This is a genomic window from Methylomicrobium sp. Wu6, from assembly GCF_035916875.1.
GTDB lineage: Bacteria > Pseudomonadota > Gammaproteobacteria > Methylococcales > Methylomonadaceae > Methylomicrobium.
On record NZ_JAXUHN010000083.1, the window covers coordinates 1 to 18864 of the forward strand.

17 protein-coding genes, 1 pseudogene and 1 riboswitch are annotated in these 18864 nt (G+C 53.6%); of the genes and pseudogenes, 12 read left to right on the forward strand and 6 right to left on the reverse strand.

What is annotated here, in order from left to right; all coding sequences use genetic code 11:
• The 6 genes and pseudogenes from U2W12_RS12595 to U2W12_RS12620 all read left to right on the forward strand — a co-directional run.
• Positions 1–112, forward strand: a pseudogene (locus U2W12_RS12595) (IS630 family transposase); the annotation flags it as partial.
• A gap of 24 nt (positions 113–136) precedes the next feature.
• On the forward strand, positions 137–616 hold the full coding sequence (locus tag U2W12_RS12600; RefSeq protein WP_326501066.1) for an ATP-binding protein: 480 nt from the start codon (positions 137–139) through the stop codon (positions 614–616).
• Positions 617–649: 33 nt separating this feature from the next.
• The gene (cobS, locus tag U2W12_RS12605; protein ID WP_326501042.1) at positions 650–1396 is read left to right on the forward strand and encodes an adenosylcobinamide-GDP ribazoletransferase; all 747 of its coding nucleotides are present in this window, start codon (positions 650–652) and stop codon (positions 1394–1396) included.
• Positions 1381–1944, forward strand: coding sequence for an alpha-ribazole phosphatase (gene cobC / locus U2W12_RS12610; protein ID WP_326501043.1), 564 nt, complete (start codon positions 1381–1383; stop codon positions 1942–1944). The genes cobS and cobC overlap by 16 nt, the downstream gene beginning before the upstream one ends.
• Positions 1944–3335 carry a cobyric acid synthase gene (locus U2W12_RS12615; RefSeq protein ID WP_326501044.1) on the forward strand — a complete coding sequence of 464 codons (1392 nt, stop codon included), beginning with the start codon at positions 1944–1946 and terminating at the stop codon, positions 3333–3335. Before cobC ends, U2W12_RS12615 begins: the two co-directional genes overlap by 1 nt.
• A complete protein-coding gene (locus tag U2W12_RS12620) occupies positions 3332–3829 on the forward strand; it encodes a bifunctional adenosylcobinamide kinase/adenosylcobinamide-phosphate guanylyltransferase (RefSeq protein WP_326501045.1) in 498 nt (165 codons plus the stop codon). Before U2W12_RS12615 ends, U2W12_RS12620 begins: the two co-directional genes overlap by 4 nt.
• A 50-nt stretch (positions 3830–3879) precedes the next feature.
• Here U2W12_RS12620 and U2W12_RS12625 read toward each other — a convergent pair whose 3' ends face one another.
• Positions 3880–4449 carry a hypothetical protein gene (locus tag U2W12_RS12625; protein WP_326501046.1) on the reverse strand — a complete coding sequence of 190 codons (570 nt, stop codon included), beginning with the start codon at positions 4447–4449 and terminating at the stop codon, positions 3880–3882.
• A 190-nt stretch (positions 4450–4639) separates the two neighbouring features.
• Complete coding sequence (locus tag U2W12_RS12630; protein WP_326501047.1) at positions 4640–6676, reverse strand: TonB-dependent receptor; 2037 nt, start codon at positions 6674–6676, stop codon at positions 4640–4642.
• A 145-nt stretch (positions 6677–6821) separates the two neighbouring features.
• Positions 6822–7030, reverse strand: a riboswitch (cobalamin riboswitch).
• Positions 7031–7218: 188 nt separating this feature from the next.
• Here U2W12_RS12630 and hemW point away from each other — a divergent pair.
• The 3 genes from hemW (at position 7219) to U2W12_RS12645 (ending at position 11174) form a co-directional block, all read left to right on the forward strand.
• Positions 7219–8352, forward strand: coding sequence for a radical SAM family heme chaperone HemW (hemW, locus tag U2W12_RS12635; RefSeq protein ID WP_326501048.1), 1134 nt, complete (start codon positions 7219–7221; stop codon positions 8350–8352).
• A 32-nt stretch (positions 8353–8384) separates the two neighbouring features.
• Entirely contained in the window at positions 8385–9029 is a 645-nt protein-coding gene (gene pyrE / locus U2W12_RS12640; protein ID WP_326501049.1) for an orotate phosphoribosyltransferase, read from the forward strand.
• A 204-nt stretch (positions 9030–9233) separates the two neighbouring features.
• A complete protein-coding gene (locus tag U2W12_RS12645) occupies positions 9234–11174 on the forward strand; it encodes a dynamin family protein (protein ID WP_326501050.1) in 1941 nt (646 codons plus the stop codon).
• Positions 11175–11257: 83 nt separating this feature from the next.
• Here the strand turns inward: U2W12_RS12645 and trmB are convergent, their stop codons facing one another.
• From trmB to U2W12_RS12660, 3 genes are read right to left on the reverse strand one after another with little or no spacing between them, the layout of a single operon-like run.
• On the reverse strand, positions 11258–11947 hold the full coding sequence (gene trmB / locus U2W12_RS12650) for a tRNA (guanosine(46)-N7)-methyltransferase TrmB (protein ID WP_326501051.1): 690 nt from the start codon (positions 11945–11947) through the stop codon (positions 11258–11260).
• Positions 11948–11988: 41 nt separating this feature from the next.
• Positions 11989–12966: a sulfur carrier protein ThiS gene (gene thiS / locus U2W12_RS12655; protein WP_326501052.1), complete on the reverse strand. Its 978-nt coding sequence runs from the start codon at positions 12964–12966 to the stop codon at positions 11989–11991.
• Positions 12967–12969: 3 nt separating this feature from the next.
• Positions 12970–14049 (reverse strand): 3-deoxy-7-phosphoheptulonate synthase, encoded by a 1080-nt coding sequence (locus U2W12_RS12660; protein WP_024299009.1) that lies wholly within the window; start codon positions 14047–14049, stop codon positions 12970–12972.
• Between the two features lie 433 nt (positions 14050–14482).
• Here U2W12_RS12660 and U2W12_RS12665 point away from each other — a divergent pair, with 433 nt between their 5' ends.
• Positions 14483–15850, forward strand: coding sequence for an outer membrane protein transport protein (locus U2W12_RS12665; protein WP_326501053.1), 1368 nt, complete (start codon positions 14483–14485; stop codon positions 15848–15850).
• 55 nt (positions 15851–15905) lie between these two features.
• Here the strand turns inward: U2W12_RS12665 and U2W12_RS12670 are convergent, their stop codons facing one another.
• Entirely contained in the window at positions 15906–16754 is an 849-nt protein-coding gene (locus tag U2W12_RS12670; protein WP_326501054.1) for an amidohydrolase family protein, read from the reverse strand.
• A gap of 325 nt (positions 16755–17079) precedes the next feature.
• Between U2W12_RS12670 and U2W12_RS12675 the strand changes: the two genes are divergently transcribed.
• Positions 17080–17658, forward strand: coding sequence for an NAD(P)H-dependent oxidoreductase (locus U2W12_RS12675; protein WP_326501055.1), 579 nt, complete (start codon positions 17080–17082; stop codon positions 17656–17658).
• A gap of 10 nt (positions 17659–17668) precedes the next feature.
• A complete protein-coding gene (locus tag U2W12_RS12680; protein ID WP_326501056.1) occupies positions 17669–18850 on the forward strand; it encodes an acyl-CoA dehydrogenase family protein in 1182 nt (393 codons plus the stop codon).
• Positions 18851–18864 lie beyond the last annotated feature (14 nt).

Below are 18864 nucleotides of genomic sequence, written 5' to 3' on the forward strand. Positions count from 1 at the left end.
GGTGGAGAAATACATTGCTGCCTACAACACGGGAGCGCAACCTTTCGTTTGGAAGAAACGCGAAGTCGTTGGCAGCCAGATCAAAAATACAATCTCTAACTTATGCAATTAGACACTAGACAAGGATTTGCCGTCGATGATCCGCCAGGGTGAAGGCCCTTATCTGGAGTTCAAATCGTCGTTGCGCTGGGACATGGCGGAGTCGCGCATCAATCGCGCGCTGGAAGCCGTCATCATGAAAACGCTGGCGGGTTTCCTGAACAGTCACGTGGGCGGTACGCTGCTGATCGGCGTTGCGGACAATGGCGAACTCATCGGCCTCGAAAAGGATTATCAGACGCTCAAAAAACCTGATCAGGATGGCTTTGAACAGGCGGTGATGACCTCCATTTCGTCGAATCTGGGCGCCGATCTATGCTCCTTCGTGCACGTTCTGTTTCATGTGATCGACGACAAGCACGTGTGCCGGTTGATCGTTTCGCCGGCGAACAGACCGGTATTCATCGACCAGGGTAATTCGCAAAAATTCTATGTGCGCACCGGCGGTGCGACCCGAGACCTGAATATCAAGGAAGCGCTGGATTTTATAGCCGGACGTTGGAAACGGCACAAATAAACATGCATACCTGCTGTTGTGGATGATACCGATATGTTTCATCCCAAACTTTTTTTCTTGGCGCTTGGTTTTTACACTCGTCTTCCGTGCCCGAAAAATCTCGATTATCAACAATTACCCCGATCGGCAGTCTATTTGCCGGCCATCGGCTGGCTCGTCGGCATGGTGTCCGGGGCGGCATTTTATCTGGCCGCTGGACTCTGGCCGCCAACGGCGGCGATAATCATTGCATTGGCGATCGGCATTTGGATGACCGGCGCCTTTCATGAGGACGGTTTCGCCGATGTCTGCGATGGTTTCGGCGGCGGTTACGGCAAACAGCGCATCCTCGAGATCATGAAGGATTCGGCGATCGGCGTTTATGGGGCCTTGGGGCTGATGCTGTTGCTGCTGTTGAAGGTCAGTTTGCTCGGTTCGCTGCAAACTCGGATGGTGCCCTGGGTGTTGTTGGCGGGACATAGCTTCAGCCGGCTGATGCCGCTGCTGTTGATGCGGCGTTATCCTTATGCGCGGACCGAGAACAGCAAAAGCGGCGGCGCGATGTTCAGGCCCCAGATTGCCGATCTCCTTTTTGCAGCCGGCATTGCGCTGCTGCCGTTTATTTTCTTGCCGGGCAAATGTCTGTTTGCTCTCGTCCCGGTGGTGTTCGCCAGTCTCTGGCTGGGCCGTTATTTTGACCGCCATATCGGCGGCTATACCGGCGATTGTCTCGGTGCCTGCCAGCAGGTCGCCGAAACGGTGTTTTATCTGAGCGTCTGCGCCCTATGGACATCTATCTGATCCGCCACACCCGAACCGGGACCGAAGCGGGGCTTTGTTACGGGGAGAGCGATGTGGCGTTGGCCGAAAGCTTTGCGGATGATTTGCAGACGCTGCGGCAAAAGCTGCCGGAACTGCCTGCCGATTGCAGGGTGTTCAGCAGTCCGTTGACGCGTTGTTTACAACTGGCCGAAACGTTGTCAACAAACGTGACGGCGGACGAGCGCCTGCTTGAGCTGAATTTCGGCGATTGGGAAGGGTTGCGTTTTAACGAGATAGAAGCCGATCTGCTGAAAGAGTGGACCGCCAATTTTGTCGAAATCGCGCCGCCGGAGGGCGAAAGCTTTACCGATCTCTACGAGCGCCTCGGCGATTTCTGGCGGGACATCTTGCAGCAATCCCATGAACAGGTGCTTATCGTGACCCATGCCGGCGCGATCCGCGCATTGCTCGCGCGCGTGCTGACTCTGCCCCTGGCGAATGCGTTTCAATTGCGCATCGATCCGGGTTCGGTGCACAAGCTGCGCTATCAAAACGACTATACCTATATAGATTATCTGAACCGATGATGAAACCGTTAGCCGTTTTCGGAACCAGTTCGGATGCCGGCAAAACCACGCTGGTGATGGCGTTGTGCCGGATCTTTGCCGATCGCGGCATCAAGGTCGCACCGTTCAAGGCACAAAATGTTTCGAACAATTCGGCGGTGACTGTCGAAGGCGGCGAGATTTCGCGGGCGCAATGCCTACAGGCCGAAGCGGCGCGCGTCGAGCCGAGCTGCCGCTTCAATCCGGTATTGTTGAAATCACACGGCAACAGTTCGGTGCAGGTGATCGTGAACGGCAAGGTCCATCAAAATCAGTCTATCGCCGATTACTACGGCCATATCGGCACCTTGCGGAACGAAGTCGAAAAGGCGTTTACCGGCCTCAGAGACGACTTCGATCTGGTGATTGCGGAAGGTGCGGGGTCGCCGGTCGAACTGAATCTGCTCGACGAGGATTTATCGAATACCTTTGTCGCGAAGACTTTCGCCACGCAAAACATCCTGGTCGCCGATATCGAGCGCGGCGGCGTGTTCGCGTCGATTTACGGCACGCTGGAATTGATGGACCCGGTTATGCGGGCGAATCTGATCGGCGTGATCGTGAATAAGTTTCGCGGCGACCGGCGTTTTTTCATCAAGGGCGAGAAGATCATCGCCGAGCGCTTCGGCGTGCCGGTGTTGGGCGTCGTGCCGTTCCAGCCGTTGAATATCGACATGGAAGATTCGCAGTCGCTGCAAAATTACCGCCAGCGCCTCGGCGCGGCCAAAATCCGGATTGCGGTGATCGCCTATCCGGGGCTCAGCAATTATAACGATCTCGACGTACTGATCGCCGATCCCGAGCTCGATGTCGAAGTGCTCTACGACTACCGCCCGCTGGCCGCCTTCGACATGGCGCTGTTGCCGGGCAGCAAGACCGTGATCCGCGATTTGCATTGGCTGAAGCAGAATGGTCTGTTCGCGGAGCTACGAAAATTTACCGGGCCGATATTCGGGCTCTGCGGCGGCTATCAAATGCTCTGTAAAACGCTGCATGATCCCGATGCGCTCGAACATGATGTCGCCTGTGCCGAGGAAGGGCTCGGCTTGATCGACGACGAGGTGATCTATGAACGTCCGAAGATACTCGCGCGCGGCGCCTACCGGCTGTTTGCCCAGGAGGCAGTCGAAGGTTATGAAATCCACTGTGGACGCTTGTTGGCCCATCCGTTGTCTTATCGGGAGGATCGCATCGCGGGCACCCATGTGCACGGCGTGTTCGATCACGATGCATTCCGCGCCGACTATTTCCAGGCGATCCATCCGGCTTATCAGGGATACTGCTATGCGGAATATCGCGACGCGGAAATCCGGCGGTTTGCCGACATGGTCGCTGCCCATGTCGATATCGAAAAAATTTTGGCGGCGTTATGAAGACGATGTTTACCGGCGGTATAAAAAGCGGTAAATCGCGTCTGGCAGAAGCTTATATTCTGGAGCAGTCAGTCGGCGGCAAACCTTATTATCTGGCGACGACCGAGTTTATCGATGAAGGCATGCGGGAGCGGATCGATGCACATCGAGAGCGAAGGCAGGATACGTTTGTCACGATCGAGGAGCCGGTCAAATTGCTGGCCGCTTTACAACAATGCCCCGGCCCCGTGTTGGTCGAATGCATTTCGATGTGGCTCAACAATCGGCTCTTTCACGGGGTTTCGGTTGCGGACATCCTGGCTGAACTGGACGCGGCGATGCAAGTGCCTTGCGATATGGTGCTAGTGCTGAACGAAGTCGGTCTCGGCATCATTCCGGACAACCCGCTGGCCAGGCAGTATGTCGATTTGTCCGGCAAGGCCGCGCAGTTGATCGCGGCGCATTGCGAGCGGGTGTTCTTCTGTAGCGCGGGATTGAAGCTACAGATGAAATAAAAAGGCAGGGCGGATGCGCCGACTCGCCCTGCCCCCTGGTCTGCTCCGAATCAGATCGCTTTATGACGGGCTTGCAATGCCGGTATGAAGATCAAAAATTTGATCAATGCGAAGCCGACCGCGGCATAAAGCAGAGTTGATCCGACATAGGGCGGATAAAATGGAATGCCGCCGGCAATATATTGGCTCCACGAGAGCGAATCGAAGCGTTCGGAAAACAGATAAAAGCTGCCGTTCGAGATGATGAAGGCTGCCGTCGTCGACAAAATCAACATGCCGAAATTCAACGACAGTCCGATAAAATCGAACACCGCGTAGCGGCTGCAATAACGTCCGGTCAGCCACATCACCGCGTAAGTCGGAAGCAGAAAAATATAAGCGGGCGACACGCACCAAGCACTGGTGCCGCCGGTGATCGCGACATAATCGATGACTCCCGCCAGCAGCAAAAGAAACGCAAGAAAGTACCGACTACGGTAAAAGCCCGCAAAGAAAAACACCGCCAGCGAGGCATCGGGCAGATGTAGAGCGTCACCGAAGTGATGAAAGCGGGTCAGCGCCATCAGCGCGATCAACGCGATAGGGAAATACCGTGTTTGTAGACATTGTGTCGTGTTCATCAGAAGTTCTCCTGTAAAGCGGTTAACAAGCCAGTTCGTACCGGCGGTTAGTTATTATAATGGATCGATACGAAGAAGTTTCGGTCCGAGGTAAAGTAAGTATCCACGAGTTGGTATTGTTTATCCAGCAGATTATTCTGCTTGGCGCTTAGCATCGAGTCTTTGTTGGAGCCTTGAGCGTATTTTAAGCTCAAAAACGATAGCTGACGGATCCCTGAAAGGTTCGCTGGTAATTGGTAGGATACACAACAGGCTGATTGGTGCCGAAGTCGACAAATTGCCCATTCGCGCCATTAAACAAATTTTGGATGCTAAAATCGACTGTCCAATGTTGGCGATCGGTCAACTGATAAGTGAAATTGGTGGAGTTGTAGGACTGCTGTTTGCCCAGGGAGTTGTCGAAATCGCCCTCCGCATAACTTTCCGATTGGTACTTATGGGAAAGGCTGATCAAATGGTAGGGCAACGGTAACAGCGAACTGGTGAATTGTTTACCGAGCGTCGCCAGCACGATGTGTTTCGGCTGGGCGCTGATTTGATAGATTTGTGAGCCGACCCTGGCCCGGGTATCCGTATAAACATAGTTAGCGCTGGTATAGAAGAAATCGAAATCCTTATAGACGGAAAGCTCTACGCCATATTTGGAAGACGAATCGTAATTGGTGTTTCTGAAGTTGGAACTGTTATAGTAAATCTCATTGTTTAAATCCGAATAATAAAACTCCGCCTTCACTTTGAGATCATCCTCCAGATGTTTGTACCCTATCGAGTAGGTATCCATTTCCATCGTATTGATGAAGCCGTTAAACGTTTTTCCAATCAGCGTAAAGTCGGGGGCAAACACCGGGGAAAAAAAACGGTCGATATCGGGCGATTGAAAGGCATGAACGTAGCTGGTAAACAAGGCATCATTCTTAGCCAGCGAATAATTCATGGCGGCGTTAACGCTTGTGGGATTCACAGATTTCGATAAAGGGTTATTCAACCCGTTATTGTCATGTTTGAAGGTGATAAAAGCTTGCCGAAAACCGGCATTCAACGATAATCGATCGTTCACGAAATAGTCGGCCGAAATGAAACCGGCGACATTGTTTTTTTTCGTCACTTGGCCGGATTCCGCGCGCAGATTATTGTTCAAATCGAAGCCGGCTAAAACGACAAAATCATCCTGGATACTTTGCAAGGTGAAACGATGATCTTCCCCTTCGTAATGCGGCAAATAGTCATAAGCGGGATACTTTAAATCCTTGGTTTTATTTGCATAGGTATAAGCCGCATTCAAACGATCATTGAATTTGTATTTTAATGCCGTCACCCAATCTTCCTTATGAACAATATTTCGTGTGCCGTTCATGACTGCGGCATTGGGATTTTGATTGAAGGCGTCCAGGGTCATCGCGCCTGTATAAACAACATTGGAGTCGTCCTTAATAAAAGAGGTTACGATTTCAAAATTGTCCTTTTGCAAACCCAATGTTGCTTTGCCGTTTACATTTTCAGTCGTATCCTTGCTTCCGTCCGCAAGGACCTGCTTTTTGCCTTCCGCATCGAGATAAGTAAAATTGCCGTCGGCCAACACCTTAAAACCCGTAAAATCGGTGACAGAGCCTAAATTGATATGTTCCAACTTGGTGTTGTACGTGCCGAAACCGGATCTTGCCGAGCCGTACAGAGGCTTCCTGTCGAAGGAGTTATTGGTACGGATGATGATGGTCCCAGCACCCGAATAATCGCCGTAAAGCACCGAACCGCTGCTTTTGACCACTTCGATTTTTTCAATCGAATCGATCGGCACGGAACCCAGTTGCTGAGGAACCATATCGATTTGATTCAACGATACGCCGTCAACAATGATGTTGATATTTTGATAGCCGTCGCCGTTACCGAATCCGCGCATCGACAATCTTGGGGTTAAGACGTTGCCGAAACTGGGGTCCGTCTGGATTTCCGTATTGTATTTGAAGAAATCCAACAGATTGCTGACGCCACTCTGCCTGATGTTCTCTTTGGAATAGATGGTCACCGATTTAGGGGACAATAACTCATCCGCAACAGACGAGTTAGCGGTTACGGTGACGGGAGAAAGCAATGCTTTATCCTGCGAATCTACATTGTAGTTTTTAACGGCTTCCTTCGCCGAAGGCATTTTATAGGATGGTTTGACTTCTTTTTGATCGTCGCTTTTGGAGTCTATGTTTTCTTCAGCAAACGATTGCGACGAAAACATAAGGCTGAAAAATAAGAAGTAAAATCGTGGATCGAGCATTTTATCCTCTGCGCCGCCCGCGCATTTGGGGTAAGTGACAGAGCGGAGGACAAAAACAGGAAGACGCAGGAACCGCGGTGACCTTGTCGTGGACAGCCCTCCGCTGTTCCGAGTGATACTTTCAGGCCGGTCTCCGGGCTCATAAGCGGCTGATGCCGGCATCATCGCCTTCCCATGCGTGTGCACAGTGGCTGTTGATGACGCTTAACTTATTTACCGTTGCGGGGGCAGCGCCGGCCTTGGAGTTTCCTCACCGGCTTCCCGTTTAACCGTTGATCCTAAGGGATCAACGGAACCTTAAAGCAGGCGGCAATTATAAGGGGTAGGGTTCAGATGTCAATGAAATGTCTGTTTTTTCGAGTGTTTTTAGTTAGCAGTTGGCGCACGCCTAGAAACCGGGTAGGGATCAATTCGCCGAGTCGTAGGCAGTGCATACCTGTTACCCGCCTTCATGGCGAACGTGGTAAACTGCCCGTCCCTTTCATTGCGTTTTTACGAATCCCTTGCCCCCGCTCAGCCTTTACGTGCACATTCCATGGTGCATCAAAAAATGTCCGTATTGCGATTTTAATTCCCACGCTGTCAAGGATGGCGCGCCCGAGGCGGCTTATATCGATGCGTTGCTGCGCGATCTGACCGAGGATGTCCGGCGCTATCGTATTACCCGGCCGATCCATAGCATTTTTATCGGCGGCGGCACGCCGAGCCTGTTTTCGCCGGAAGCTTTCGACCGTTTGCTGGAAGGCATTGCAAATCAGCTTCAACTGAGCGACGCGATCGAGATCACGCTCGAAGCGAATCCCGGCACTTTCGAAAGCCAGAAATTCGCCGAGTTTCGTGCGCTCGGCATCAACCGTCTGTCGATTGGAATTCAAAGTTTCGACGACAAGTTTCTCCAGGCGTTGGGCCGGGTACATTCGTCGAACGAGGCCTTACGTTCGGTCGACATCGCGCAGCAGTCCGGCTTCGACAATCTGAATCTGGATTTGATGTTCGGTTTGCCGGGGGCGAATAAAGACAGTGCCGTCAACGATATTCGGACCGCGATTAGCCTGGCCCCGGCACATATTTCGTTTTATCAGTTGACGCTGGAGCCGAATACTTATTTTCATAGATTTCCGCCGAAGCTGCCGAATGACGAGCTGATTTTTGCGGCCCAAAAAGATTGTCAGGCGCTATTGGCCGCGCACGGCTACGCGCAGTATGAAATTTCGGCCTACAGCCGGCCCGGAAGACAATGCCGGCATAATCTGAATTATTGGCAATTCGGCGATTATTTGGGCATCGGCGCCGGCGCGCACGGAAAAATTTCTCTGGCACTGCCGGAAAACATCGTCCGGACCTTCAAGCCGAGAGGCCCGGAGCAATATCTGGCTGACACGCATCGGCAGGGCGGCGTGCAGGCGATTGATCGGCAGGAGTTGCCGCTTGAGTTTGTGATGAATCGTCTGCGTCTGAAGCAAGGCTTTACGCTGGATGCGTTTACGGAGACGACAGGCCTCGTATCTGCCGCGCTGGAACCCGGGTTATCGGGCAATTGCCGGCAAAACCTGCTGATCCGCCAGGATAACCGGTATTTTTGTTCGGAAAAAGGCTGGGATTTTCTGGATACGGTATTGCAGAACTTCATCACCTGATTTTTTTACCTTCCATTAGAGCTATCATTGTTATGCGCGACTATCAACAACAATTCATCCGCTATGCGCTCGAATGCGGCGTCCTGAGATTCGGCGAACTCCAATTGAAATCCGGCCGCACCAGCCCTTACTTCTTTAACACCGGCCTATTCAATACCGGCGCGAAACTGGGCAAGCTCGGCCGCTTCTATGCGCAGGCGCTGATCCAATCCGGCATCAAAACGGACATATTATATGGGCCTGCTTATAAGGGCATTCCACTGGTCAGCACCACCTCGATCGCCTATGCCGAATTGACCGGCGGCGACATTCCGTTCGCGTTCAACCGCAAGGAAAGCAAGGATCACGGCGAGGGCGGCATGCTGGTCGGCGCGCCGCTGGAAGGCAATGTCGTGATCCTGGATGACGTGATTACCGCCGGCACCTCGGTCAGAGAGTCGGTCGAGATCATTCGCGCCGCCAACGCGACGCCGGCCGGTGTCGTGATCGCGCTGGACCGGCAGGAAAAAGGCCTGGATGAACGTTCGGCAATTCGCGAAGTCGAGGAAAAATACGGCATGCCGGTCGTGTCGATTATCACGTTGGCAAATATAATCGGCTATTTAACCGAAAATGCCAAAGAACGACCTGGCGTGCTGGAAGCAATTACCGCCTACCGAGACCGCTACGGGATCTAACGAAAATTGCGGGTGGTGGCAAAAAACGTTGCTTTCCACTACGCCAAAATTAAATATGGTCTACACTTTAAAGCAAACTCTCCCGAGGAAGCGCTTGCGCTTCCGATCGCGCGAGTTGTTTTCTTAACAGTTTGAATTTCAACATCTTGTTGATCCAGACATTCGACTCTTAACAGACGCATATTTAGCAACAAAAGGCTTGCCATGAGGAATCTGGAATTTAAAGAGCAAATGCGCGAATATTCGCAATGGCGTGCAAAACTGATACAGACGATTGAAATGTATCGGCAGTGGCGTCAACGCTATGGTTTGCAGGATGCGCAAAGCGACAATACGATTTTGAATATTCTCAGCGGGCTCAAATCGGATCGTATTACGCTCGCTTTTGCGGCTGAATTTTCGCGCGGTAAAACCGAGCTGATCAATGCGCTGTTCTTTGCCGAAACCGGTCTTAGATTATTGCCTTCGTCGCCGGGCCGCACCACGATGTCGCCGACCGAATTGTTTTGGGACGAGCAGGGCGGCAGCTATATCCGCTTGTTGAATATCGAATCGCGCCTGGAAGATGTGTCGCTGGTCGAACTGAAACAACAGCCCAATCGCTGGAAACATATTCCGCTGGATTGCAATTCGCCGTCGCAAATGCAGGAAGCGTTCATGGAGTTGATGTCGAAAAAACCGGTCGAGCGCGACCTTGCCGAAAAGTTGGGCTTATGGAATAAGCGAGAAGCCGCGGAACAAGGCAATGCCAATCCCGATAAAGTCGAAATTCCATGCTGGCGGCATGCGCTGATCAGCTTTCCGCATTCTTTATTGAAGGAAGGGTTGGCCATTCTTGACACGCCTGGCCTGAACGCGCTCGGCACCGAGCCGGAATTGACCTTGAGCATGTTGCCGAGCGCGCAGGCGATTGTCTTTTTGCTCGCTGCCGATACCGGCGTAACCAAAAGCGATTTGGAAATGTGGCGCAATCACGTATTCAAGGTCAGCAGCGGCAGCAAGCAAAGCGTCGCGGTCGTGATGAACAAAATCGATGCGATGTGGGACGATCTGGCCGGTGAAAAAGGCTATGATAACGCGATTCAATCGCAGACCAGGGCCTCGGCCGAAACATTGAAAATCAATGAAAAAGCCATTTTCCCTGTGTCGGCGAAGCAGGCGTTGCTGGCCAAGGTCAAAGGCGATACGGATTTGCTCGCGAGAAGCCGGTTAGCGATGTTGGAAAATTATCTGGCCAACGATATTTTGAAGGAACGCCGGACGATCTTGATGAATGCGATCATTCGCGACATAGGCTTCATGGTCAATGAATCGTTGAGCCTGACCGATTCGTCATACAGCAATGCGATTTCGCAACTCGAGGAAATCAAAAAGATCGATTTCGAAAACAAGGATATGACCGGAAAATTAATGGCCGAAATGCGCGACAAGCAGAATCAATATATGGCGACGGTCGAGAATTTCCAGGCCAGCCGCCAGGTATTTCTGACGCAGGCCAGAATGCTGGCCGATTCGTTCGGGAAGGAACGGGTTGACGAAATCGTGAATAGAACCCGCGATGAAATGTCGAAAAGCCTGACGACTTACAGCATGAAACAAAACATGCGCAAATTGTTTGACGAGTTACGCGATCTATTGCAGGATTCGGTCGATTTGACCAATGAAACCCGCCGTCTGGTCAAAGCGATCCACAAAAAATTCAAAGACGAATACGGCTTTGTCGAGATAGAGCCGCAACTCTTTTCGATTTCGACTTATCAATTCGAATTGGAGCAGGTGTTTGCCGAGGGCGAGGCTTTTCGCTCCAGCGCAAAAACGACGATGACCGAGCAAAGCATCGTGATTAACAAGCTCTATGGCACATTGATCGCGAAAGCGCGGCACATTTTGAAGCAGGCGCATGACGATGCGGCGACCTGGAGCAGTAACGTGATGACGCCGTTGATGCATCAAATCAAGGATTATAAAAAACAGATCGACGGACGTCTGCTCATGCTCAGAAAGATCAACGAGTCTAAAGGCAACATCATCGAAAGCATTGCTTCTCTTGAAGAGCAATTGAAACAGATCAGAAAGCAGCGAGAGGAACTGGCGATGATGATCAAGCTGATGCGGATGGAAGGCTTACAGTTTGACAACAAGTGACCTGCTGCCCGGTTGACAGCGGCTTTGCCCGACCTTCGGCGTTGGGCGGAGTCTGTCGAAGAGGTGATTTCCGAAGCGCTCGCTCAGATTTTCCTGAAAATCAAATCCCACACGCCATGTCCGAGCCTGATGCCGCGCTGCTCGAATTTAGTTAGCGGCCGGTAGTCCGGCCGCGGGCAATAGTCCGCGGAAGTGCTGGCGTTTGCGAGCCGTTGTTCTTGCGATAGCACCGCCAACATATGCTTCGCGTAGTGCTGCCAATCGCTGGCGGCATGAAAATAGCCTCCCAGCTTGAGTTTTCTGCTTAACAACTCGGTAAAGCCGGGCTGCACGATACGTCTTTTGTGATGTTTTTTCTTCGGCCATGGATCCGGAAAAAATAAATGCACTCCGCTGACACCGTCGTCCGGCAGCCGCTTTTCGAGAATCTCGATCGCATCATGGCAATAGATCCTGACGTTGGTCAGATTTTGCTCTGCCGCTAGCATCAGCAAATGACCGACGCCGGGCCTGTGGACTTCGATGCCGATATAATCGATGGCCGGATTCGCCGCCGCCATCTGCGCGAGGCTTTCGCCATTGCCGAAACCGATTTCGACGCAGAGCGGCGCGTTGCGCCCGAAAATCTCGCTAAAATCATAATCGATGCTCGGATCGAGCCCGTAAACATTCCAGTGGTTGTCCAAAGCATGTTGCTGACCGGAGGTCAGACGTCCCTGGCGGCGAATGAAGCTTTGGATTTTGCGGGGAAATGAAACTTCGGTGGTAAGCATAGACAAGAATTGTAAGGTACGCTGCGCGTACCATTTTTGACTTAAAAAAATAAGCCGTCGATCGGCGAGGACGCGGAAGCAAAACGTTTTCTCGGCATGCGTCCGGCCAAGAAGGCTTCGCGCCCGGCCTCGATGCCTTTTTTCATCGCGGACGCCATCAGCACCGGATTTTTCGCGGCCGCAATCGCGGTATTCATCAACACGCCGTCGCAGCCGAGTTCCATCGCCATCGCCGCATCCGAGGCGGTGCCGACGCCCGCATCGACCAGAATCGGCACCTTCGCGTTTTCGACGATGGTCAGGATGTTATAGGGGTTCCGAATGCCGAGGCCCGAGCCGATCGGCGCGGCCAAAGGCATCACCGCGACGCAGCCGATCTCTTCGAGCCGTTTCGCGGCGATCGGGTCGTCATTGGTGTAAACCATCACGTCGAAACCTTCCTTGACCAGTTGTTCGGCGGCAATATAGGTCTGCGCGACATCGGGGAACAGCGTCAGCTGATCGGCCAATACTTCCAGCTTGACCAGTTTATGGCCGCCCAAGAGCTCCCGGGCCAGTCGGCAGGTGCGGACCGCTTCTTCGGCGGTGTAACAGCCGGCGGTGTTCGGCAGGATCGTGTATTTGTCCGGCGAGATCACGTCGAGCAGGTTAGGCTCGTCCTTATTCTGGCCGATGTTGGTGCGGCGGATCGCGACGGTCACGATCTCGGCGCCCGAGGCTTCGGTCGCGAGCCGGGTTTCTTCGAGATCCTTGTATTTGCCGGTGCCGACCAACAGGCGCGAGCGGTAGGATTTGCCGGCGATCACAAAAGAGTCGTCCTGGCCGCCGCCGATCGCATGCACGATCTCGATATGGTCGCCGTCTTTCAATGCCTGTTCGCCATATTGATCATAAGGCAGAATTTCCTGGTTCAATTCGACCGCGATTTTCTTGCCGTTCAATTCCAACGCGGCAATCAAGGCGGCGACGGTGCTGTGCTCCGCGCACTCGCGCGCGGCGCCGTTCACAATAATATTCATCGGTTAAGCTCCTTTGCTGTCCAGCGACCGGCGCTCGCGCACGGCTTCCGCCAGGCTGTGCAGCAGCGGCACGGTATCCTCGAAACTGAGGCAAGCGTCGGTAATGCTTTGGCCATAGGTCAACGGTTTGCCCGGCACCACGTCCTGCTTGCCTGCGGCCAGATTGCTTTCGACCATCACGCCCATGATGCGGTGATCGCCGCCGGCGATTTGAGTGGCAACATCCTCGCCGACGATCAGCTGGCGCTGGCATTGCTTCAGGCTGTTCGCATGGCTGAAATCGATCATGATGTTCGGTCTGAGCTTGGCGTTGACCAGGCCTTCGGCGACCTGTTCGACGCTGACCGCGTCATAATTCGGCCGGTTGTTGCCGCCGCGCAAAATAATGTGCACATCTTCGTTGCCGGTGGTCGAGAAAATCGCCGAATGCCCGCCCTTGGTCATCGACAGGAAGTGATGCGGGCTCATCGCCGCGCCGATCGCATCGATCGCGATCTTGATCGTGCCGTCGGTCGAATTCTTGAAACCGATCGGGCAGGATACGCCGGAGGCTAGCTCGCGGTGGCCCTGGCTCTCGGTCGTACGCGCGCCGATAGCGCCCCAGGCAATCAGGTCGGAAATGTATTGCGGCGAAATCAGATCGAGGTATTCGGTCGCGGCCGGCATGCCGAGATTCGCGACATCGAGCAGCAAACGGCGCGCAATGCGCAGGCCTTTGTTGATGTTGAAGCTGGAGTCGATATCCGGATCGTTGATCAGACCTTTCCAGCCGACCGTCGTACGCGGCTTCTCGAAATAGACCCGCATCACGAGCTGCAAATCTTCCGCCAGTTCGTCCTTGACCGCCTTCAAGCGCTTGGCATAATCGATCGCCGCGGCAGGGTCATGAATCGAACAGGGGCCGACTATCACCAGCAACCGATCGTCTTCGCCGGTCAGAATGTGATGAATTTCCTGACGCGCTTTCGCGGTGGTTTCGGCCGCTTCGTCGGTAATCGGCATTTCATCATGCACCTGATAGGGCGCGATGACTTCCTTCGTCTCACAAATTCTCAGGTCGTCGGTTTTGTATTTTGTATGCATGGGATACTCGCGGGGCAAAAGCCGAATGCGGTTTAAAACCCCGTATTTTACTCTTTTTTACCGGTTTGGGGGTAGCTTTGCTGACGATTGATCCGGGCAAGGGCCCTCTTGCTATTGAAGGAAAACGGATACCCAAGGAATTGTCAGGCAATCGCTGACGCCAACTCTGTTTGCTCTCTAGCATCAGCAGAGAATCCGCGCGACAGGGGATGGCGCGTTGCGCCAAGAGCGGCAATTTTTCTACAGCATTGCTGCTGGCGCGGCATTAATAATCGAGATGTTATAAATAGTGATTTATAAACAATGAGTTATGTTTGGCACAAAGCTAGCAATAGAGGCTTTCAGGCAGAACGTGTTTGTCCTTTATGAACCCTATTCGGACAAGCTAAACGGACGTGGCCGATACCTGAAAATATTTTATTGGAGTTTAACAATGAACACAGCATCGATTCCTCTCGGAAATGACAGACGCATCAATCTATGGCGGTTTAATCAGGTGATGTTATTGGCGCTAGCCAGCGCGGCATCGCCTCGCGTATTGGCGCTGAATACCGGCACTGACCTGAATTTGTCTGCAAAACCCATTGCCGGCGGTATGGCCGGCGCGGCTTATACCAAGCCGCAAGAAGTTTCCGCGGCGTTGTTTGGCAATCCGGCCACTCTGACTCAGTTTAAAGGCTTCAATTTTGGCTTAGGCGCCGCCATCCTCGAGCCGGATGTGGACAATTATCAAAGCAACAACGGCTTCACCAACCGTTCCCACAGTCTGGCGCAGAATTACATCGCGCCGGATGTGGCCCTCAGTGGAGAAGTCTTGCCCGGCTTTGTCGTGGGTGCCGGCGTCGGGGTGGATTCCGGCTTGGGCGCGGATTATCGCACCCATCCGATCAATGCCGGGGCCGGACTCGGATTGGGTGGCGCCGGACTCGGTGGCGCGGCGACCGTGCCTTTGGACGTAGAGTTACTGTCGTTTAGCGCCAACGTGGGGGCGGCTTATGAGGTGACGCCGGATCTGTCGTTAGGGGCTGCATTAACGGTGGGATTCGGTTTGGGCCAATTCGGGACGGTCGGGAATACGACAGGGCTCGCGGGCTTGTCGGGCGATTTTGGTGGGACGACGTCCAGCGTACATGATATTTCGATTCGCGGCGCCTTGGGCGCAACCTATCAGCTCACGCAGGATGTGAAGCTGGGCGCCTCGATCAAGACCCCTCTGCAATACCACTATCAAAACGTCTTGTCGACCACCGTGGGCGGCAGCCAGGCATACCAGGACGTCAAGCTCGAGCAGCCGCTGGAGGTCACCTGGGGTATCGCGGTCAATGCGACGCCCAACTTGTTATTGGAGGCGGACGTCGCCTGGAAAAACTGGTCCAAATCGTCTTTGTATAAAGATGTCTACAAGGATCAATTCCTGGCCATGTTGGGCGGCCAATATAGCCTCGGCAACTGGCAATTCCGCTCAGGTTACAGTTATGCCTCAAAGTTGCTGCGCGACGAACCGAACGGCACGGTGGGCGGCTTTACAGGCGTAGGGACGCTGCCTCTGGACACCAGTGTTCCCGGTGTGCTTAACAGCAATGATTTGATTAAAGTCGTACAAACGACTTTAGGCCCGGTCGTTTGGGAGCATACCGTCACCGCCGGTGTGGGGTACGCCTTTACACCCAAGTTCAGACTGGATTCGTTTGCGGCCTATGCCTTTGAAGGCACCGCAGACCGCAGCACGCTGGCGTTGGGCGATTACCATGTGAATGCCAGCGAATGGGCGTTGGGGGCGGGCGCGAATTTCAAATTTTAACGGAAAGATGCCGAATAATCCGCGCTGGTATTATTCGGCAAATCCGGCCTATCGGTCAAATCCGCAATAAACGCTTCGCGTTTTGATACAACACCCGATCCAGCACCTCCTCGTGTAAACCGAGCCGTATAAAGTCATCGAGCGTTTGCCCCATCGCCCGGAACGGATACGAGCTGCCAAACAGCAATTGCTCCTTCATAAAACCGTTGGCCGCTTCCACATACAGGCTTCCGCCCGGCAGAAAAATATACATGTCCGGGACGACGTAAACGTTTTCATAGCGAAACGCGACGCCGATCATTTCGTTCACATACGGATAAAAACCGTGGTAGCAGACAATAGACAAACCTGAAAAAGCCCTGGCCACCTTGCCGACGGCGACCGGATTGGCATATTCCAGGTTCGGCGTGGTCGGACCTGACATTAAAAACACCGGTACATCCAGTTGCTCGCAGGCGTCGTAAATCGGGTAGAGCAACGGGTCATCGGCCTGAATGGGCGGCGCGCCGAATCCGGGTTCTATGTTAACTCCCTTCAAACCCAGTGTGTTCACGGCCTTTTCAATTTCTTCGGCGATGGCACGGCTATCCAGCGCCTGCGGGTTTACCGAGGCGATGCCGATCAGTTCCGGGTGCGGCGCGGTAATGTCCCGAATGGTCTCGTTGGAGATTGTGATGGCGGGCGTGTCGCGGCCCACGACGACCGCATGGCGGATTCCCACCTCGCGAATTTCCTCGATAAACCCATCCAGAGTATGCGAGCGGACAAAGTGATCGTCCTGTTTAGAGCCCAAGCGGCGATTAAGCCATTTGGCGGTTTCGTATTCGGAGGTTGCCGGCGTCGCGCCATAAAAATCATGCAGAAACGCAGGTCGGCTGCGCATATCAATTATCGGTCTGGACATCTTGTCAGTTCTCGGCTTTGGCTAATGTGTTGAAGCGATCTTCGCTTCGGCTGGTGTTCAAGCCACAGAAGCAGCAGGTATTGTGCCAAATGATCTTGCACAGCCTTAACGCTGGGTTTGCCGGTTGCATGTCCCACAACGATTGCCGCTACAGCGGCAATCGTTGTGATTCGCTGCTGCAAAATCGGCATTCAAATCGATAAGTCTCTCGTCAATCATTTAAAAAACAATAGGTTACGGGTTGGCATAATCGGTGCTAAAGCTTAAGTACAGTACCGATGCTTTGCAGGCATTGGGATTTTTCAACCGTACAAAGGCAATCAACATGAGTACATTAAAAGTCGTGGTTGTTTCGGGCAATCTAGGGCTGCCGTCCAAGACGCTCGCATTGGCCGAGCAAATCGTGGAAGCCATCAAGCAGCAAGCTTACCCGCAAGCTTGTATTGAAGTCATAACTCACAGCTTGGCTGATCTGGGCCCGGTGTTCGGTCCAGCCCGTCATCCGGGCGAGCTGAGCGATAGTGGCAAAGCCGTGCTGGATTCTATCGGGTCGGCCGACATCCTGGTCGCGGTCACACCGGTTTACAAAGGTTCCTATACCGGCCTATTCAAGCATGTGTTTGATTTTCTGGATGTGAAGGCGCTGAACGAAGTGCCGGTGATTCTCGGCGCCACCGGCGGTGGGGAAAAGCATGCCCTGATTATCGAACATCAACTGCGGCCGCTGTTCGGCTTCTTCGGTGCGCAAACCGTGCCTTCCGGCATCTACGCCACCGAACAGAACTATGACGGATCACGCTTTAGCGATGCCATCGTCAATGAACGCATCCATGCGGCAGCGCGCCAGGCCGTTGTCGCGGCGCTTATCCGCGCGGATCAAACCCAATTATGTGAAGTAGCTTAAGGAGAGCATCATGTCTGTACACGATTACGAAAAAATCCGTTCCGAAATTCGCACCTTGGTTGACGAAGTCATCCGGCCTAATGCCGAACAAACCGATCAGGGCGTTTTCCCGCGGGAGAATCTTGAGGCCTTGGGCCGGGCGGGTTGGAATGGCGTGCTGATTCCGAAGGAATACGGCGGCCTGGGTCTGGATCATGTCGCCTTTTCGATCGTGGCGGAAGAAATCGGCCGCGCCTGCGCTTCGACCGGCCTGGTCTATGTGATGCACACCGGTGCGGCGCAGACCATCAACTTATTCGGCAACCACGACCAAAAAGAACGTTGGTTGAAGCCTGCCCGCGACGGTTTGATCGGCACCTATTCGACCAGCGAAAAAGCCTCGGGCGGACACTGGTGGTTTAACTTCAGCGAAGCCACCCGTGGCAACGACGATAACTATCTGCTCAATGCGGAAAAGTCATTTACCACCAGTGCCGGACAAGCGGATTACTATATTTTTCAAACCCGTTCGCCGGGCGCCAAAGGCCCTACCGATATCAGCTTCTTCATCGTCGATTCCAAACTGGACGGCATCACGCACGGCACCTGGGAAGCGCTCGGGGTGCGCGGCAACCACAGCGGGCCGATCACCTATAAGAATGTGAATGTAAAAAGCATCGATCGCCTGGGGGACGAAGGCCAGGGCAAAGACATCGTTTACCACGGCGTATCACCGGTCTATCTGGTCGGTCTGGGCTCTGTCTGGCACGGTGTGGCCAGGGCGGCATTGGAAAAAGCTTCAGACCATCTGACCGGCACGATTCACCGCGATTTCAACCGCAAACTGTCCGACTACCAAGTGCTGCGTCAGCAATTGGGCGAGTCCAAGGTGTTGGTCGAAAGCCTGCGCCCCTGGCAGCACGATCTGGCGCGGCAATTGGACCAATTGCAGGCCGCCGGTCAGCCGCAAGGGCAAATCCTGCTGCCGTTGACCGAATTCAAGGTGCATGCGGCGGAAGTCGCCAATATCTCGGCACGCAACGCCCTGGATGTCAGCGGCGGTTACGGTTACAAGAAAGGCCCGATCGAACGCATCTTCCGTGATGCCCGCGCCGGCATCGGCATGGGGCCGTCGAACAACATCGCCCGCGAATGGATCGGCAAGGCGCTGGTGGGATTGCCGCTGGAGCTGTTCGAGGCAGGCGGCGAGTAAAGCCTGCAAGAGCG

Coding starts and splice junctions, on each gene's coding strand:
- U2W12_RS12600 (WP_326501066.1), top strand. CDS start 137: ATGATCCGCCAGGGTGAAGGCCCTTATCTGGAGTTCAAATCGTCGTTG.
- cobS (WP_326501042.1), top strand. CDS start 650: ATGTTTCATCCCAAACTTTTTTTCTTGGCGCTTGGTTTTTACACTCGT.
- cobC (WP_326501043.1), top strand. CDS start 1,381: ATGGACATCTATCTGATCCGCCACACCCGAACCGGGACCGAAGCGGGG.
- U2W12_RS12615 (WP_326501044.1), top strand. CDS start 1,944: ATGAAACCGTTAGCCGTTTTCGGAACCAGTTCGGATGCCGGCAAAACC.
- U2W12_RS12620 (WP_326501045.1), top strand. CDS start 3,332: ATGAAGACGATGTTTACCGGCGGTATAAAAAGCGGTAAATCGCGTCTG.
- U2W12_RS12625 (WP_326501046.1), bottom strand. CDS start 4,449: ATGAACACGACACAATGTCTACAAACACGGTATTTCCCTATCGCGTTG.
- U2W12_RS12630 (WP_326501047.1), bottom strand. CDS start 6,676: ATGTTTTCGTCGCAATCGTTTGCTGAAGAAAACATAGACTCCAAAAGC.
- pyrE (WP_326501049.1), top strand. CDS start 8,385: ATGCGCGACTATCAACAACAATTCATCCGCTATGCGCTCGAATGCGGC.
- U2W12_RS12645 (WP_326501050.1), top strand. CDS start 9,234: ATGAGGAATCTGGAATTTAAAGAGCAAATGCGCGAATATTCGCAATGG.
- trmB (WP_326501051.1), bottom strand. CDS start 11,947: ATGCTTACCACCGAAGTTTCATTTCCCCGCAAAATCCAAAGCTTCATT.
- thiS (WP_326501052.1), bottom strand. CDS start 12,966: ATGAATATTATTGTGAACGGCGCCGCGCGCGAGTGCGCGGAGCACAGC.
- U2W12_RS12660 (WP_024299009.1), bottom strand. CDS start 14,049: ATGCATACAAAATACAAAACCGACGACCTGAGAATTTGTGAGACGAAG.
- U2W12_RS12665 (WP_326501053.1), top strand. CDS start 14,483: ATGAACACAGCATCGATTCCTCTCGGAAATGACAGACGCATCAATCTA.
- U2W12_RS12670 (WP_326501054.1), bottom strand. CDS start 16,754: ATGTCCAGACCGATAATTGATATGCGCAGCCGACCTGCGTTTCTGCAT.
- U2W12_RS12675 (WP_326501055.1), top strand. CDS start 17,080: ATGAGTACATTAAAAGTCGTGGTTGTTTCGGGCAATCTAGGGCTGCCG.
- U2W12_RS12680 (WP_326501056.1), top strand. CDS start 17,669: ATGTCTGTACACGATTACGAAAAAATCCGTTCCGAAATTCGCACCTTG.